This is a genomic window from Aliamphritea ceti (assembly GCF_024347215.1).
GTDB lineage: Bacteria > Pseudomonadota > Gammaproteobacteria > Pseudomonadales > Balneatricaceae > Amphritea > Amphritea ceti.
Genome location: NZ_AP025282.1, coordinates 4,816,320 through 4,832,284 on the forward strand (window position 1 = coordinate 4,816,320; position 15,965 = coordinate 4,832,284).

The 15,965-nt window shown below is 45.8% G+C and carries 8 protein-coding genes and 2 rRNA genes; 4 read left to right on the forward strand and 6 right to left on the reverse strand.

Annotated features, from left to right (window positions below; all coding sequences use genetic code 11):
• Positions 1-16: 16 nt before the first annotated feature.
• Complete coding sequence (locus OCU49_RS21880) at positions 17-2,995, reverse strand: DUF3857 domain-containing transglutaminase family protein (protein ID WP_261842637.1); 2,979 nt, start codon at positions 2,993-2,995, stop codon at positions 17-19.
• A 420-nt stretch (positions 2,996-3,415) separates the two neighbouring features.
• Here OCU49_RS21880 and OCU49_RS21885 point away from each other — a divergent pair, with 420 nt between their 5' ends.
• A complete protein-coding gene (locus OCU49_RS21885) occupies positions 3,416-3,850 on the forward strand; it encodes a c-type cytochrome (RefSeq protein WP_261842638.1) in 435 nt (144 codons plus the stop codon).
• Between the two features lie 100 nt (positions 3,851-3,950).
• Here OCU49_RS21885 and rep read toward each other — a convergent pair whose 3' ends face one another.
• Entirely contained in the window at positions 3,951-5,966 is a 2,016-nt protein-coding gene (gene rep / locus OCU49_RS21890) for a DNA helicase Rep (RefSeq protein ID WP_261842639.1), read from the reverse strand.
• 343 nt (positions 5,967-6,309) lie between these two features.
• On the opposite strand from rep, the gene OCU49_RS21895 reads away from it, so the two are divergent.
• Entirely contained in the window at positions 6,310-8,046 is a 1,737-nt protein-coding gene (locus OCU49_RS21895; protein ID WP_261842640.1) for a putative bifunctional diguanylate cyclase/phosphodiesterase, read from the forward strand.
• Between the two features lie 3 nt (positions 8,047-8,049).
• On the opposite strand, the gene OCU49_RS21900 is transcribed toward OCU49_RS21895, so the two are convergent.
• Together OCU49_RS21900 and OCU49_RS21905 are read right to left on the reverse strand one after the other, a co-directional pair.
• The gene (locus OCU49_RS21900) at positions 8,050-9,561 is read right to left on the reverse strand and encodes a YifB family Mg chelatase-like AAA ATPase (RefSeq protein WP_261842641.1); all 1,512 of its coding nucleotides are present in this window, start codon (positions 9,559-9,561) and stop codon (positions 8,050-8,052) included.
• A 76-nt stretch (positions 9,562-9,637) separates the two neighbouring features.
• Positions 9,638-9,895, reverse strand: a complete 258-nt coding sequence (locus tag OCU49_RS21905; RefSeq protein WP_261842642.1) for an accessory factor UbiK family protein — start codon at positions 9,893-9,895, stop codon at positions 9,638-9,640.
• 301 nt (positions 9,896-10,196) lie between these two features.
• Here OCU49_RS21905 and amtB point away from each other — a divergent pair, with 301 nt between their 5' ends.
• Positions 10,197-11,456: an ammonium transporter AmtB gene (gene amtB, locus OCU49_RS21910; protein ID WP_261842643.1), complete on the forward strand. Its 1,260-nt coding sequence runs from the start codon at positions 10,197-10,199 to the stop codon at positions 11,454-11,456.
• Between the two features lie 185 nt (positions 11,457-11,641).
• A complete protein-coding gene (gene glnK, locus OCU49_RS21915) occupies positions 11,642-11,980 on the forward strand; it encodes a P-II family nitrogen regulator (protein WP_261842644.1) in 339 nt (112 codons plus the stop codon).
• 644 nt (positions 11,981-12,624) lie between these two features.
• On the opposite strand, the gene rrf is transcribed toward glnK, so the two are convergent.
• Together rrf and OCU49_RS21925 are read right to left on the reverse strand one after the other, a co-directional pair.
• Positions 12,625-12,740, reverse strand: a 5S ribosomal RNA gene (gene rrf / locus OCU49_RS21920).
• A 160-nt stretch (positions 12,741-12,900) separates the two neighbouring features.
• A 23S ribosomal RNA gene (locus tag OCU49_RS21925) occupies positions 12,901-15,790 on the reverse strand.
• Positions 15,791-15,965: the final 175 nt, after the last annotated feature.

Consider the following 15,965-nt stretch of genomic DNA (forward strand, 5'->3'; position numbering starts at 1 on the left):
TTAAACCAAACAGTCACTAGCGCTGATGCCTCCAATAACTCTGGAGTTCATTAACAAAACTGTTATCCAGCTTCCCTACACTATTGAGATAGAGCACAAACTCTGAGCCATCCAACCGGGTAATAGTGACAGTTGTATTTTCAAGATCATCCTCAGAATAAGCAGGTTTGATCGACTCTATATCACTGAATGATGCTCTCTCAGTTACCAACTGATCATTTACTTGCCAGTATGAAAAAACACCTTCTTTAGTAAACCCATTCCCATCCAAACGAAAATCAATAACAGAATCGCTATAAAACATAACTGGAGAGCGTTTAGCATCAACTAATCTCTGATCCCAAAAGAACTGTAAATGGTGCTTCCATAAGGCATTCCCTTCCAGTATTTGTTGGGTCGCTGTGATATTGCTACTGATAGCTGCATAATTTAAACACAGTAATCCAGTCCCCAAAATCACTGCAAAATGATATACACGCAAAACTGAGTTTTTAGCAACTGCTTCCTTATTTCCCTGAGCAATATTCAACTGCTTAATAAAATTCACTAACGGCAGCAATAACAAAGGAGTAATAATTAAAGCTGTTAACGACAGTAAATCTGACTGTGCAGATGTCCCAAACCAGGCAAACATAAAAGCTATTGCTAAAAACATAGCAACAACTTTAGAAAACAAACGATTCTCACCAAAATACTGATTGCTGCTTTGTAGCAAGCGGGAATACAGAGGAAAATACCAAAACCAGGCAAATATCCCACGCATAATAGGCATGACTGAAGGCTTGTCTGTCACCGACACATACCGCCAGTTACGGTAAAACCAGTAGCTCACATAAATAAGAAAAGTACCTAGTGAGAGAGCCATAAACCGGCTCGTAGTTACCGGGTAAAAAACCTGTTCGGAAGGCTGGTAGCGTCTGGCAGCTATACGCCAAGCAATCAGACTAAATATATATAAGATAAACACCAGCCCAAAAGATCCGATCGCTAACAGCTCAGGTACTGAAGTATTGGCGCTTATCTCTTCCCAAAAAGTCTTTTCTGGTGGAGTTGAATAAATCTGATAAGCAAGATATCTGTCTAGCTTGCCTAAACTGGCTCTATAACGCTCGATCTCTGCAGGCGTAACAAAAGACTTAAGATGCCTTAATCGATAATCTAGCGTTAGTTCACTTAACGTTGCATCAAAGCTATACACCGCCTCAAAATCGAATATATTATTTTTTTCATAAAAAGACTCAGCATTAAAATGCCAGCCTTCGGGCAACTTAACCTTTATAATGTGCCGATTATCTAAGGGATAAGTTATATGTAATGGATCCTTACGTTTTACTGATGAAGGCTCTTTCGTATACTCTGTTAATGTTCCCGGATAGAAATCCAAATAATATTGCTTCTGATCATCATCCACACTCCATGGCTGCAGAAGCTGATACTCCTCTTTACTAACAAAAGCACCATCAACACTTTCGTTAATAGTTAACGATGATGCTTGCAGTAGCTCTCCATATTCCTGCTGATAGTAACCCTGGTATTTATTGCTGATGCTTTGCAGGCTATTCTGAGCAAAACGATTTCGCTGATATTCTGCATCCCGACCGGTATAACGTGTTTTAACACTCAACACGCCTGGCTGATCAACCCCCTGTGTCAGATCAAATGTTTCTTCAATTAACATTGAAGTGTTTGGAGTAGTCCCGGCCATCCTCGTTAGCTCAGTCACACCTTTTTTGATCACTAACGCATAACCATAATCTGGCTGATAAATCTCATCGAGCGCACCAACCTGATAGCTCCGGGTCGGGTCAAGCCAATAGACTTTACTATTCAATAAAACTTTAACAATCACATGATCAAAAGCCAGCGCAGACGGTAACCGCTCTGTAAGCGTTTCTCCTGTTTCAGTATTTACAAGAGCAGGATATGCCTCAATCCCCAAACGCTTGAGCATCGCTAGTAAAAGGACAACCTTATCTTTACAGTCTCCATACCTTCGTTGCAATGTTGTTTCTGCACTGCTGGGAGCATGAGAATTCGTCCCCATTTCCAGCCCCAAATAGCGAATCTGTTGCTGATTAAAAAATAGCGCCTGGGTAATTTTCTGCTCAGGTTGCATTAACGACAGATTCAGAGACACCAACTGCTCTGCCACCCCCTCCTGAGCATCCAGCGCGGCCTCGTATAACGGAATGGCCCAATCAACGACTTGGGACCAGTCAGAATATTCAGAAAGATAAATTCTCCCCCATGGTTCATACCACTCAGGAGTATCCGACTCCAACGTCCGCGCACTGGAATTTATTACAGAATAAAAATACCGGCTAACGCCATCGTTGGTTTCAACCGACATTTGATCAGCAGTTCTTTCCGACCGCTGCTTTATAGGCTTACCATCAGGCCATAACAGACTAAATTCCGCCTGGTGAATCGGAACACTCCAGTCAGTACCTAATGATGTTGAAAACTTCCCATCTAAAACGGGATTAGAACCATAGATGGTATAACTATAATCAAGAACATCTCCTATGCGCACATCTTCGATAATAATACTCAGCGTCAGTGCGCCATTATAAATCAGTGCATCCTGCTCTCTTTCACTCTGCAACACCTGAAATCGAGATGTTTTCGACTTTTCAATAACTTGGCCGTCTCGCACAATATTTAAAGTGTGTAACTGCAGTCGCTCATAACTGGGGTCATAATCAATTTGAATCTGAGAATTATCTTCAACTGCACTAGTATTTAGTAACTGCAGAGCGTATCGCCTGTAATACTCAGTTTCTTTAGCCAACGCGTTAATCTGCCTATCATAAAGCAGATAATAGGTCCCATTAGACAGATCATTAACCGGAATAGAGGAAGGAGAACTCAGCTCGATTGATTGAATCCAGCTGGGAGCCGGAGTGACATCCATAGCGTCAGCATTAACTTTCGATGGAAAAAACAATATTCCAAGACAATAAAAAACGTACGACAGAACTATAGTGACTCGCATACACAAACTTTCCTTCCATGAGTAATTGCCACTGAGAATGACAACATCTTCTTCTACCTAAAATATTAACCGGCCATCGAAACCAGACCTTGAAAGACAAACCAAGCGTAGGAGAAACTATCATTATTAAAAGATCAGGCGCAACCAGACTCAATCCCACCTATTAAATTAATACAACTAGCGCGAATTTCTTCAGGCAGCCTTGCAAAACCTCCTAAGTAACTGACAACATTTCTCCTACTATCGACTAAATAATTGACCCGGTGCGTAAAGTCCCCATTTTCGTTGCAGGCTTTTACCGCTATAATCCCCGCCGACAAGATATATACGCAACTGTTGCCAAACTCAGGCTGGTCTCAAAACCGGCGTCAAAGAACAGTTGCCGGACTTTAAAATTAAGCGATGAATGAGGTCGTGACTGTGAGTAATATTGCTGCCAAAGCTGTTTCCGCCCTGTTTGCCCTGGTTGTGGGCTTTCTGGCAACCACTACATTAGCAAACACCGATGACAATGCTGCGATTGCCGACCGCCTGAAGCCGGTTGGTAACGTATGTATCGAAGGTGAAGAGTGTGCAACTGCAAGCCCGGTAGCGTCTGCTTCCAGCGGTGGCGGCGCCCGTTCATCAGAAGACATTTACACAACTAAATGTGCAGCATGTCACGGTACTGGTGTCCTGAGCGCACCTAAATACGGCACCGCTGACTGGACTGACCGTGCGAACAAAGGCATGGAAACACTGCTGGCAAACGCAATTAACGGCTTCAATGCAATGCCTCCTAAAGGCACCTGTTCAGATTGTTCGGATCAGGAAATGCAGGACACTATCCAGTACATGATCGACAGCGCTAACTAAGCCTGACGACAAGTTTGGATAAAAGAAAACCGCTGCCTGGTAACAGACAGCGGTTTTTTTATAGCTATAATTTTTCGCGGTTTTTTAACTCAGCTGCTTATTAAAGATCATCTAACAAATCACGTAAACCGGATAAGGTGGCACGTCCCCTTGCTTTATTGGTGGTTTCACACACATCCCCTTTGCCTTCATAGACCAAGTCATCCTGAGGAATCTCTTCAATAAAGCGGCTTGGAGCACAATCAACTTTTTCACCGTACTGCTTACGCTGTCGTGCTAACGTCAGTGTCAGCTCCTGTTTGGCACGGGTAATACCTACATATGCTAAACGACGCTCTTCTTCGATATCACCACTTTCAATGCTATTACGATGCGGTAACAGCTCTTCTTCCATACCTATCAGGTAGACATACGGAAACTCGAGTCCTTTTGAAGCATGCAGGGTCATCAGCTGAACTTTATCAGACTCATCCTCTTCTTCCTGACGCTCCATAATATCCATCAGTATCAAACGGGCAATTGTTTCACGAATACCTGCATCAGGATCATCTTCCTGTAAACGCTCAAGCGTACTGCGCAATGAATCCACCAATATCCAGACATTCTGCATACGTTTTTCACCGACGACATCACTGGAACTGTTTTGCATAATCCAGCCTGTGTAATCAATATCGTCGATCATTTTTGCAATGCCGTTGATCGGATCACCCCGTTCGCATTGCTCCAATATACCCTGAAGCCAGTTATTGAAACGACGTAAACGCTCCACAGCTGCTGGCGGTAATACCTGCTCCAGACCCAGTTCATCACAAGCATTAAATAAACTGATTTGACGGGTATTGGCATACTCACCAAGCTTTAACAAAGTCGTTGGGCCAATTTCCCGCCGGGGCAAATTAATAATTCGCAGGAAAGCATTATCATCATCGGGGTTAACCAACACTTTCATATAGGACATGATGTCCTTTATCTCAGCACGACCAAAAAAAGATGTACCGCCATTCAGCTTATAAGGAATCTGAAAGCTCTGTAACTTTAGTTCCAGTAGGCGAGCCTGATGGTTACCCCGGTAAAGAATTGCAAAGTCTTTGAACTGGCGGCGTAAACGTAAATGCTGGTCCAGAATATCTGTCGCTACCCGTTCACACTCAGCATCTTCATCAGCATTGAATACCACCCGAATCAGTTCACCATAACCCATATCACTCCAAAGGGTCTTATCAAACACGTGTGGGTTATTTGATATAACACTGTTGGCAGCTTTCAGAATACGGCTGGTTGAACGATAGTTTTGCTCAAGTTTTACAACTTTCAGACTGGGAAAATCTAACTGCAACTGATTCAGGTTTTCAGGCCTTGCGCCTCGCCATGAGTAAATCGACTGATCATCATCACCGACCACTGTCAGAGCACCACGGATACCAACTAACATTTTGACCAACAGATACTGACTGGTATTAGTATCCTGATACTCATCGACTAGCAGGTAACGAATCTTATTCTGCCAGCGCTCTAACACTTCTGGATGATTCAGAAACAATTGCGCCGGTAATAAAATAAGATCATCAAAATCAACTGCATTGTAAGCTTTCAGGCTCTGTGCGTAGGAGTCGTAAGCTCTGGCAGCAAGTATATCTGCGGGCCCCTGAGCCTGCACAAGGGCCTGCTCAGGGCTAACCATCTCGTTCTTCCAGTTAGAGATCGTATTTTGTACTGCATCGACCTGATCGACATCTTCATTGTTATGCAGCATCAGGCTTTTTAGCAGCGACTTGGTATCCTGATCGTCAAATAACGAAAAACCTTTTTTAAAGCCAAGGGTTTTATGCTCTTTACGAATAATATTGAGACCCAGGTTGTGAAAGGTCGACACCGTCAGTCCGCGAGTAGCCGATTTTTTCACCAGAGTACCAACCCGCTCTTTCATTTCACGGGACGCTTTATTGGTGAAAGTCACTGCCGCAATATTGTGCGCTTTAATACCGCATCGCTCGATAAGATAGGCAATCTTCCGGGTGATCACACTGGTTTTGCCTGATCCGGCTCCGGCCAGAACCAACAGCGGGCCACTGATATAGTCAACCGCTTCTTGCTGGCGAGGATTAAGTTTTGCCATAAAAACCTGAGAAATAGCTAAAGTTATTGCCTAAAACTGCCGATAGCTTATTGTTGGCTGAAAAACAAACTCACGAAAATCCCGTAAGATATTATTTTTAAACCACTTTTTATCACAGAAAGTACTTGATCAAAGCTATCGCCATGTTACTCTTGAAAGAATAAGGCGTATGGATTTTTAGAAATAAGTGTCTTTGCAAACTTCTAGTCAACCTACTCAAATGTAAGTTGAGGCTGTTAAAACCTCAGGTTGCAATTATGTCATGGAATGACAACGCATAGAATTGCAAAACGATGGTAAACAGTTACAGGACGTTTTCAACAGATTTGTTTTGAGATGTCTTATGACTTCTGTACAACCCGCGTGCATACAATCTGGCGTTGATTGCTTACTGATCGGCGCCAATGAAGATACCTGGCGACTGGCTGAGCTACTCGCTGAAGAGCACCTGTTTGTATGCCGTCAGGTAATTGCCAGCCAGCTCGAGACCAAGCTCGCAACTCTGCCTGATGTTATTTTTCTACATGCCTGCCAACCCGGCGACTACCCTATTCTGCTATTACAACAACTCTGTCAGAAGCACCCTGGCATTCCAGTCATTGCCTTCGACCTGAATTTCAGTCGGTTTCGCAATCAAAGCTTTCTCTCCGCAGGCGCAACTGAATACCTGGTCACTTCGGATCTCACTACAGACAGGTTGAAGCGAGTTATTCGCTATTCAGTTAAAGCAACACCACAACAGCAAGCTTATCCGTCAGAACAATTTCATTCAGCACCACAATCCGACTTGTTAACAGGTTTACAGAACCGACATCATTTTTATACCCAGCTATGTGACACCCTGAGCCAGACAACCAAAAGCATCGCACTGATTAACATCGATCTCGACGGATTTAGCCGCTTTAACCACCTGAATGGCAGCCAGGCTGGTGACCGCATTGTTCAGATACTGGCACGCCGCATTGCCAATCTGTTCGACTGTGACATAGCCCGTATGGGTGCCGATGAATTCAGTCTCTTTTATTTATTAGAGGCCGAACAGGATACTGAAGCAGCCCTTAAACCGATTTGCGAAGCTCTATTAGCATCTCTTAGTGAGCCTTATCAGCTCAACGATGGAGAGTTTACTTTGCCTTGTAGCGCGGGCATCAGCATTTCAAGACAACACCAGGATGCAGACAGCATAATTTTTCAGGCTCATCAGGCACGGTTACAGGCTAAACAGCGTAGCGAATGCAGCTACAACTTTTTTGCCAGCAGCCTGCCCGATGCCGAAGCTGGTCAGAATGATCTGGAACCCGACCTGATTGTCGCGCTTCAGAAAGAACAGTTTGAACTGTTTTACCAACCCCGCGTAGACATACGTACCGGTACTATTATTGGCGCAGAAGCACTCATCCGTTGGCGGCATCCAGAACGAGGATTAATTGCGCCGGGTGAATTTATCGATCTGGCTGAACGCACCGGACTCATTGTCCCTATTGGTTATTGGGTTATTTATCGCGCCGGTATGGATATGCAAACGATCAATCGGGCGAAACTCAATATAGGCCGCATCGGCGTCAACTTGTCATTCCGGCAATTTGAAGACCGCTATTTAAGTCGTACAATTCAACGTTTGATCGAAAAGTACCAGATAGACACTTCTATTTTGGAGTTTGAATTAACTGAATCAGCGCTATTTAGTAATGAAGCACATATTCGTCAGGGTATAGAAGAACTGAATCAGTTGGGTATTACCTTCTCGCTGGATGATTTCGGCACCGGTTACTCATCTTTTACATTGCTGCAAAAACTCCCGGTAAACAGCCTTAAAATTGACCGTTCCTTTACTCAGGGTGTTATTGAACAGCAGGACGACCGGGAAATCGTGAAAGCTATCATCAACCTTGCACGCAGCCTGAATATAGAAGTCATAGCCGAAGGCGTTGAAACCCGCGCGCAGCATGACTTTCTTATCGAGCACGACTGTTATCAGGCTCAGGGCTTTCTGTACAGCCGCCCTATGCCCTTCCAGGATTTCTTCAACATGCTGCAAAACAGCCAGCAAACACCCCAAAAACACACTCAGACTAACTGATTTTCACCCCGCAACTACCTGCACACCGTTAAATCGGAATCCTAACGCTTCTAACAACGCTGTCTGATTTATATTTTCGGACTGATTCATATCAGCAACCGTCCTCGCGACTTTCAGGACCCGATGGGCCGCCCGAGCTGACAATTTTAGACGCTGCATCGCGTTAATTAATAATGCCTGCTCCACACCCCCCAAAGCACAATACACCTCGAGATCAGCTGTGATTAACTCAGCATTACGGCACCCCTGTCTCTGCATCTGTAGCTCATGAGCCAGCATTACCCTACCTCGAACGTCATCACTTGATTCACCACCTCCTCTTGCCATTAGTTGCTCCGCAGGCAAACCTGGCACCCAGGAAAACAAGTCGATGCGATCTAATAAAGGACCAGAAATTTTATGCTGATAACGACTGATTTGATCCGGTGTACAACGGCATCGTCCGTCAGAGTCTCCCAGATACCCACAAGGACAAGGATTCATTGCTGCTACCAACTGAAAACGCGCAGGAAAACTCAATTGCTGAGCAACTCTGGATATCTCAACCTTACCTGATTCCAGAGGCTCACGGAGAACTTCCAGTACTGTTCGGGGAAATTCAGGCAGCTCATCCAAAAATAATACGCCCTGATGCGCCAGAGAAATCTCTCCCGGACGGGGCTTACTGCCTCCCCCTACCAATGCAACAGATGACGCAGTATGGTGCGGCGCACGGAAAGGCCTGCTTCCAGCCAACAAACTACTGGAATCCATACCTGCAACAGAATAAATCGCAGCTGTTTCAAGTAGGTCTTTCCGGGATAACTGAGGCAACAGTCCCGGTAAACGAGATGCCAACATACTTTTTCCGCTACCCGGAGGGCCAGAAAAAAGAATGTTATGCCCGCCAGCAGCGGCTATTTCTAATCCGCGACGCGCCTGATGCTGGCCTTTGATATCAGCCATATCGGCCACATTCGTACTGACTACAGTGGTCGATTCAGCATTTGTAGGAGAACATCTATGCTCATCACTCAGACTATTACAAACACTGAGTAAATCTGAATCACTAAAGACGGTCAAATCATCAACCAACATAGCTTCAGCAACATTTCCCTGGGCAACCCAACAAGCGTTACCCGCCTCCTGACAAGCAATAGCGGCTGGTAAAACACCCCGAACCGGTCGCAACTCACCACCTAGCCCCAGTTCAGCCATAAACTCATACGCCTGAAGTTGCTTTACTTTCAGCTGATCACTGGCGAGTAATATTCCTAACGCAATCGCTAAATCATAGCGACCACCCTCTTTAGGTAAATCCGCCGGTGCAAGGTTCACAGTGATCCGCCGGGCAGGAAAATCAAAACCAGAATTAAGTAACGCACTGCGTACTCTTTCCCGGCTTTCCTTAACTGCCGCTTCGGGAAGCCCAACGATTGCAAAACAAGGTAAGCCACCGGAAAGATGTATTTCCACATTGACCAATGGTGCAGTGACACCCAACTGTGCCCGAGTATGAATAATTGCCAGCGCCATAAACCCTTCCCTGGTGAACGCTTGAAGAAAAGACCAGCATTAATGGTCTGTTATTATCTTTATAAGCCTGTAAATATTATTGTTTATCAGCCTGCTCTATACGTGACTCCAGTACAGACAGCTGGCTCTCAAGTGCTTCCAACTTCGCCCGGGTACGCGCTAACACCGCTGACTGAGCATCAAACTCTTCGCGGTTAACCAGATCCATTTTACTGAATGCGCCTTGCAACACGCCCTGAATCTGACCTTGTAAATTCGCGTTACCACCTGGAGCTTTACTCATTAACTGGCCAAGCTGATCACTTAACCCCTGTAAAAATGCCTGATTAATCATACAACCTCATACATCCGGAGCTCCGGATTTCGTAATAGTAATGACCTCTAAATATATCAAGCAATGCACTTTTTAACACGTATAAGCACTGTAAAGAAAAGCACCAAAACAGTGCGAATCGCATTTACCGCTGCGCCATAATTGCCCGGAGCATATTTTACTATCACTCAACAAACTATTATTTTGCCACCTAAATCAACGCAACCAACTGTTATTAATAGACTATTTATTTAGTGGCACAATTTCTGCCATAGCCTGAGTAAAAGATGATTTGAAAATCAGCAATTTACTGGAGGACTCGATGGAAAATCAGATATTTGCCTTACAGTACGCTTTGGATACCTTTTACTTCCTGGTATGCGGCGCACTGGTTATGTGGATGGCCGCTGGCTTCGCAATGTTAGAGGCAGGATTAGTACGTGCTAAAAACACAACAGAAATCCTCACTAAAAACGTCGCCCTATATGCAATCTCATGTTTTATGTATCTGGTCTGCGGATATCAGATCATGTACGGCGGTGGCTTTTTCCTTGATGGTATCGGCAGCCTGGACATCAATCAGGTACAGGCGGATTCAGCAAGCAATGGATTCGAGGGGGATGCAGTATATTCACCAGCTTCTGATTTTTTCTTCCAGGTTGTGTTCGTTGCAACAGCCATGTCGATCGTTTCTGGTGCTGTCGCTGAACGTATGAAACTCTGGGCATTCCTCAGCTTTGCAGTGGTTATGACAGGAGTTATTTACCCTATGGAAGGTGCCTGGACCTGGAACGGTGACGATGTATTCGGTCTCTACAATCTTGGTGACTTAGGCTTCTCTGATTTCGCAGGCTCAGGCATTGTACACATGGCTGGTGCAAGCGCAGCACTTGCAGCCGTATTGTTATTGGGGCCTCGCCACGGCAAATATAAAGGCAACTCAATAAAAGCTATTCCTGGTGCAAACCTGCCACTAGCGACTCTAGGCACTTTCATTCTATGGATGGGCTGGTTCGGTTTTAACGGTGGATCCGTACTGAAACTCGGTGATGTTAACAGCGCACACAGTGTTGCTATGGTATTCCTTAACACCAATGCAGCAGCGGCAACAGGTGCAATCTGTGCCTTGCTGACAGCCCGTGCACTATTCGGTAAAGCAGATTTAACAATGCTATTGAACGGTGCATTAGCTGGCCTGGTAACCATCACTGCAGAGCCTTCAACACCAACTCCTTTGCAAGCCAGCCTGTTTGGCGCTATAGGCGGTGTCTTAGTTGTATTCTCTATTCTGACGCTGGATAAACTCCGCATTGATGACCCAGTAGGCGCTATTTCAGTACACGGAGTTTGTGGCTTACTTGGCCTCATTCTTGTACCAGTAACCAACGACGGTTCTACCTTCAGCGGTCAGCTAATCGGTGCTGCAACAATATTTATCTGGGTATTCATTGTCAGCCTGATTGTCTGGGCTATTTTGAAACAATTGATGGGTATTAGGGTAAGTGCTGAAGAAGAATATCAGGGTGTCGATCTTGCCGAATGCGGTATGGAAGCCTACCCAGAGTTTGCAAACAAGAGCTAACAATTTGAGTTATCAAGGGTACAACTGCGACGATTATTGATCCTGTTCCACATCGTAGTTGTAGCCTTGATTTATTAAACAGCTAAAGCTGGGTATAATTGCCCCCCAGATTTTAGGCTTAAACTCCAACTGTCTGAGGCTCTTGTTAAGACAAGACCAAAACAGACCCAAGCGAGGATACAATGATGAAACTGGTAAGTGCGGTTATTAAGCCGTTCAAACTGGATGACGTACGTGAAGCCCTGTCCGAAATCGGTATTCAGGGTATCACAGTGACTGAAGTTAAAGGCTTTGGTCGCCAGAAAGGTCATACCGAACTCTACCGTGGTGCCGAATACGTGGTAGATTTTCTACCTAAGGTAAAAATCGAAGCAGCTATCGATGAAACGATGCTGGACCAGGTCATCGAAGCCATCAGCAAAACAGCTAACACCGGAAAAATCGGTGACGGTAAAATCTTCGTAACTCCGCTGGAACAAGCGATTCGTATCCGTACCGGCGAAACTGACGTAGACGCTTTGTAAGCGCTTAACTTCTGACAACTCAATCTCTAAGCAAAACGACTCCATCGTCAGCCTAGGGGTTGAGTTAATTCCTTCTACACATACCCTATAGCACCACCTGCTTACATCAGAACACTTAATATCCAGCCTTCTTCCTTTTCTTAAAACCTTCTTTCCTTCACAAGCTTGAAATAAGAGCTTCACGCATTTCTATTTACTTTACAGTTACTTATATCTTGCTACCAAGCAGTTACTGAAAAACAAACAGCTTTCTTTACATCAATATGAAGCCTTGTTTAAAAGAAATTTAGGCTCATGAAGCCTCATCCAACTTTAAGCTTGAACTGCTAACTTCTCTTTTCAAACCAACTTTTCGATCCAGAAAGAACGCCCGTACAAGCCTCCTAAAGGAGCGCTCATGTTAAGGCTATACATTCACGGTAACTTACGCTTTTAACTGATAAACGCTTAGCTACCATCCGGCAGAGCTATTTTAAATAGGTCTTATTAAACAGTCGGTGCTAGCCTTTCCGGCGGACGATAGAGCCTGATACTGCAGCCTGGCAGGGTTTCTTAAACAGGTGACCTTGAGCAGCCGATGGCCGACCTTTTCTGCAGACGAAAAAAAAACCCTGCTACAACGTAGCAGGGTTTCTTAAATAGGTGCTTGGCGATGACCTACTCTCACATGGGGAATCCCCACACTACCATCGGCGCTAAGACGTTTCACTTCCGAGTTCGGTAAGGGATCGGGTGGTTCCATCTCGCTATGGTCGCCAAGCAAAAAACTGTAACAATAAAAATCCTGTATGCCTTCTTCAGGCTAATCGAGTCTTAAGATGATGTACAAACTCTAATCCAACATGCTTTGCAGCAATGTATCTTCATCAATCACTTGATCCGTGTTGTGTAATCACACAACCAAACGCTTTTGGCGTTATATGGTCAAGCCTCACGAGCAATTAGTACTGGTTAGCTCAACGCCTCACAACGCTTACACACCCAGCCTATCAACGTCCTGGTCTTGAACGGCTCTTCAGGGGACTCAAGGTCCCAGTGAGATCTCATCTTGAAGGGGGCTTCCCGCTTAGATGCTTTCAGCGGTTATCCTGTCCGAACATAGCTACCGGGCAATGCCATTGGCATGACAACCCGAACACCAGAGGTTCGTTCACTCCGGTCCTCTCGTACTAGGAGCAACTCTTCTCAAATCTCAAACGTCCACGGCAGATAGGGACCGAACTGTCTCACGACGTTCTAAACCCAGCTCGCGTACCACTTTAAATGGCGAACAGCCATACCCTTGGGACCGGCTTCAGCCCCAGGATGTGATGAGCCGACATCGAGGTGCCAAACACCGCCGTCGATGTGAACTCTTGGGCGGTATCAGCCTGTTATCCCCGGAGTACCTTTTATCCGTTGAGCGATGGCCCTTCCATACAGAACCACCGGATCACTAAGACCTACTTTCGTACCTGCTCGACGTGTCAGTCTCGCAGTCAAGCGCGCTTATGCCTTTATACTCGATGCATGATTTCCGACCATGCTGAGCGCACCTTCGTACTCCTCCGTTACTCTTTAGGAGGAGACCGCCCCAGTCAAACTACCCACCACACAATGTCCGCGATCCCGATAAGGGACCTGCGTTAGAACCTCAATAGTACCAGGCTGGTATTTCAAGATTGGCTCCACTCGAACTAGCGTCCAAGTTTCAAAGCCTCCCAGCTATCCTACACAAGTAATATCAAAGTCCACTGCGAAGCTATAGTAAAGGTTCACGGGGTCTTTCCGTCTAGCCGCGGATATACGGCATCTTAACCGCAATTTCAATTTCACTGAGTCTCGGGTGGAGACAGTGTGGCCATCGTTACGCCATTCGTGCAGGTCGGAACTTACCCGACAAGGAATTTCGCTACCTTAGGACCGTTATAGTTACGGCCGCCGTTTACTTGGGCTTCGATCAAGAGCTTCGCCGAAGCTAACCCCATCAATTAACCTTCAAGCACCGGGCAGGCGTCACACCCTATACGTCCACTTTCGTGTTTGCAGAGTGCTGTGTTTTTAATAAACAGTCGCAGCCACCTAGTATCTTCGACCCCCAACAGCTTAGAGAGCAAGTCTCATCACCGTCAGGGGCGTACCTTCTCCCGAAGTTACGGTACCATTTTGCCTAGTTCCTTCACCCGAGTTCTCTCAAGCGCCTTGGTATTCTCTACCTGACCACCTGTGTCGGTTTGGGGTACGATTTCTTGTTATCTGAAGCTTAGAAGTTTTTCCTGGAAGCATGGCATCAACCACTTCGTCCAAAAGAGGACTCGTCATCGACTCTCAGCCTTAGGGAACCGGATTTTCCTAATTCCCCAGCCTACAGCCTTAAACACGGACAACCAACGCCGTGATGGCCTAGCCTTCTCCGTCACTCCATCGCAATAACAAGAAGTACAGGAATATTAACCTGTTTCCCATCGACTACGCCTTTCGGCCTCGCCTTAGGGGTCGACTCACCCTACCCTGATTAGCATTGGATAGGAACCCTTGGTCTTCCGGCGGGGAGGTTTTTCACCCCCCTTATCGTTACTCATGTCAGCATTCGCACTTCTGATACCTCCAGGATGCCTTACAGCTTTCCCTTCAACGGCTTACAGAACGCTCCTCTACCACGCAAACAAGTTGCGTCCGTAGCTTCGGTGTATGGTTTGAGCCCCGTTATATCTTCCGCGCAGGCCGACTCGACTAGTGAGCTATTACGCTTTCTTTAAAGGGTGGCTGCTTCTAAGCCAACCTCCTAGCTGTCTGAGCCTTCCCACATCGTTTCCCACTTAACCATAACTTTGGGACCTTAGCTGACGGTCTGGGTTGTTTCCCTTTCCACAACGGACGTTAGCACCCGCAGTGTGTCTCCCATAATTGCACTCTACGGTATTCGGAGTTTGCATCGGGTTGGTAAGTCGGGATGACCCCCTAGCCGAAACAGTGCTCTACCCCCGTAGGTGAGATATGAGGCGCTACCTAAATAGCTTTCGAGGAGAACCAGCTATCTCCGAGCTTGATTAGCCTTTCACTCCGATCCACAAGTCATCCGCTGGCTTTTCAACGACAGTCGGTTCGGTCCTCCAGTTGATGTTACTCAACCTTCAACCTGCCCATGGATAGATCGCTCGGTTTCGGGTCTAATCCCAGCAACTACACGCCCTATTAAGACTCGGTTTCCCTACGGCTCCCCTAAACGGTTAACCTTGCTACTGAAATTAAGTCGCTGACCCATTATACAAAAGGTACGCAGTCACGGAACAAGTCCGCTCCCACTGCTTGTACGTACACGGTTTCAGGTTCTATTTCACTCCCCTCACAGGGGTTCTTTTCGCCTTTCCCTCACGGTACTGGTTCACTATCGGTCAGTCAGGAGTATTTAGCCTTGGAGGATGGTCCCCCCATGTTCAGACAGGATATCACGTGTCCCGTCCTACTCGATTTCACTGTGTATAAGTTTTCGTATACGGGGCTATCACCCACTACGGCCGCACTTTCCAGAGCGTTCTACTAACTACAACACAGCTTAAGGGCTGGTCCCCGTTCGCTCGCCGCTACTAGGGGAATCTCGGTTGATTTCTTTTCCTTCGGGTACTTAGATGTTTCAGTTCCCCGAGTTCGCCTCTCAAGAGCTATGTATTCACTCAAGAGATACCCAGCTTACACTGGGTGGGTTTCCCCATTCGGAAATGTTTGGATCAAAGCCTGTTTACCGACTCCCCAAACCTTATCGCAGGTTACCACGTCCTTCATCGCCTCTGACTGCCAAGGCATCCACCGTGCACGCTTAGTCACTTGACCATATAACCCAAAAGGGTCTGATTCAAAGTGACTGATAAAACTTCATAGCCATCTACTTTATACAAAGTAAATAACGCTGAAGTAACGATACATTTACGCCGGATTAGCGCTTGTACATTTTTTACTTCTTAATTCTCGTTTTTTACAGGATTTAAATTGTTAAAGAGCGTTCTGT